At 62.8% G+C, this 2596-nt stretch carries 2 protein-coding genes; both read left to right on the top strand.

The features are described 5' to 3' along the window. On the top strand, positions 1 to 943 hold a 943-nt coding region (locus tag BKD70_RS23750), incomplete at its 5' end, for an ABC transporter permease subunit (RefSeq protein WP_139145840.1). Between the two features lie 15 nt (positions 944 to 958). Further along, a partial coding sequence (pstA, locus tag BKD70_RS23745) for a phosphate ABC transporter permease PstA (RefSeq protein ID WP_070415517.1) occupies positions 959 to 2596 on the top strand: 1638 nt, incomplete at its 3' end.

The raw sequence follows: 2596 nt of genomic DNA, 5'->3' as shown, positions 1-2596 counted from the left end.
CTTCGAACCCAAGATGAGCCTGGCCCCGCTGACCTTCGGTACCTTGAAGGCCGCGTTCTACGCCATGTTGCTGGCGGCGCCACTGGCGGTTGCTGCAGCGATCTACACCGCTTACTTCATGGCGCCGAGCCTGCGCCGCAAGGTCAAGCCGGTGATCGAGCTGATGGAAGCCATGCCGACGGTGATCCTCGGATTCTTCGCCGGCCTGTTCCTGGCGCCGTATGTGGAAGGGCACCTGCCGGGCATTTTCAGCCTGTTGATGCTGTTGCCGATTGGCATCCTGGTCGCCGGCTTTGTCTTCAGCCGCTTGCCTGAGTCGATCCGCCTGCGCGTTCCCGATGGTTGGGAAAGCGCGATCCTGATTCCTGTGATCCTGTTGGTGGGCTGGCTCTCGCTGTACATGAGCCCGTACCTGGAAACCTGGTTCTTCGGCGGTGACATGCGCATGTGGATCTCCCACGATCTGGGCATTACCTACGACCAGCGCAACGCGTTGGTGGTCGGCCTGGCCATGGGTTTTGCGGTGATCCCGAACATCTACTCCATCGCCGAAGACGCCGTGTTCAGCGTGCCACGCGGCCTGACTCTGGGTTCCCTGGCCCTGGGCGCCACGCCGTGGCAGACCATGACCCGCGTGGTCATCCTCACCGCCAGCCCGGGCATCTTCTCGGCGCTGATGATCGGCATGGGCCGCGCCGTGGGCGAGACCATGATCGTACTGATGGCTACCGGTAACACCCCGGTGATGGAGATGAACCTGTTCGAGGGCCTGCGCACCCTGGCGGCCAACGTTGCGGTGGAGATGCCCGAGTCGGAAGTGGGCGGCAGTCATTACCGCGTGCTGTTCCTCTCGGCGCTGGTGCTGCTGTTGTTCACCTTCATCATGAACACCCTCGCCGAGCTGATTCGTCAGCGTCTGCGCAAGAAATACTCGTCGCTTTAAGAAAGGTAGAAGTCTGTGAAACAGAACTCCCTGAATGGATGGTTCAAGAGCGGCGCCCCCGGCGTCTGGATCAGCGGTGGCGCGGTGTCCATCGCGGTCATCATGACCATTGGTTTGCTGGCTGTGATTGCGGTGCGGGGCCTGGGCCATTTCTGGCCGGCCGACCTGATCCAGGCCAACTACAACGTGCCAGGCCAGGCCAACCACATCGTGATCGGCGAAGTGGTGCAGAAAGAAGAAGTGCCGCGTGAGCGCCTCAAGAGCGCGGGCCTGCCGGTGCCCGACCAGGGCCCGGAATTCATGACCCGTGAGCTGATCAAGGTCGGCAACCGCGACCTGAACGGCAACGACTTCACCTGGATTGTCGGTGAGTGGCTGAAGGACCAGACCAAGCCTGCGAACCTGATGGCCATCGAGCGTCGTGAGTGGGGCAACTTCTACGGCACCCTGGTCAACGTCAAACAGGACGGCAAGGTGATTGCCGAAGGCGAGGCCGCGTGGCCTGAGCTGCAAGCCCGCGTGGACCGCGTGAACAAGCTGGCCGCTCAGCTCAAGAGCCTGGAAAAAACCGATATTGGCGCGATCAACGCAGGGCTGGAGCGCATCCGCCTGCACGGTCGCAAACTGGAACTGGAAGGCAAGCTCGACGCTGCCGCCCAGGCCGACATGGACGCCGACCGCGCCGAGCTGAACGCCCGCTACCAGGACATCGAAGCGCGCCTGGCCGACCTGCATGCCCAGTTCAACCGCGACGCCCTGACGGCGCGTGACGGCAACGGCAAGGAAGTGGAAATCGGCATCGGCAAAGTGGTGCACGCCTACCAGCCGAACGCCATGGGCACGATGACCAAAATCGGCTTCTACTTCAGCAAGGTCTGGGAATTCCTCAGCGATGACCCACGGGAAGCCAACACCGAAGGCGGGATCTTCCCGGCCATCTTCGGCACCGTGATGATGACCCTGATCATGGCAATGATCGTGACCCCGTTTGGCGTACTGGCCGCGGTGTACCTGCGTGAATACGCCAAGCAGAACACCTTGACGCGCATCATCCGCATCGCCGTGAACAACCTGGCCGGCGTACCGGCCATCGTCTACGGCGTGTTCGGCCTGGGCTTCTTCGTGTATGTACTGGGGGGCTCGGTAGACCGTTTGTTCTTCGCTGAAGCGCTGCCTGCGCCGACCTTCGGTACGCCGGGGTTGCTCTGGGCTTCGCTGACCCTGGCGCTGCTGGCGGTGCCTGTGGTGATCGTGGCCACCGAAGAAGGCCTGGCGCGGATTCCTCGCACCGTGCGTGAAGGCTCCCTGGCGCTCGGCGCGACCAAGGCGGAAACGTTGTGGAAGATCGTGCTGCCAATGGCCAGCCCGGCGATGATGACCGGCATGATCCTCGCCGTGGCCCGTGCCGCGGGTGAGGTGGCACCGCTGATGCTGGTGGGTGTAGTGAAGCTGGCGCCGTCGCTGCCGCTGGATGGCAACTACCCGTACCTGCACCTGGACCAGAAGATCATGCACCTGGGCTTCCATATTTATGACGTCGGCTTCCAGAGCCCCAACGTCGAAGCCGCACGGCCGTTGGTGTACGCCACCGCCTTGCTGCTGGTACTGGTGATCGCCACGCTCAACCTGTCGGCAGTGTGGATTCGTAACCAC

This window comes from Pseudomonas sp. BS-2016 (genome assembly GCF_001806145.1).
Lineage (GTDB): Bacteria > Pseudomonadota > Gammaproteobacteria > Pseudomonadales > Pseudomonadaceae > Aquipseudomonas > Aquipseudomonas lundensis.
Note: the sequence above shows the minus strand (reverse complement) of the source record. Positions and strands in the feature narration are given on the sequence as shown.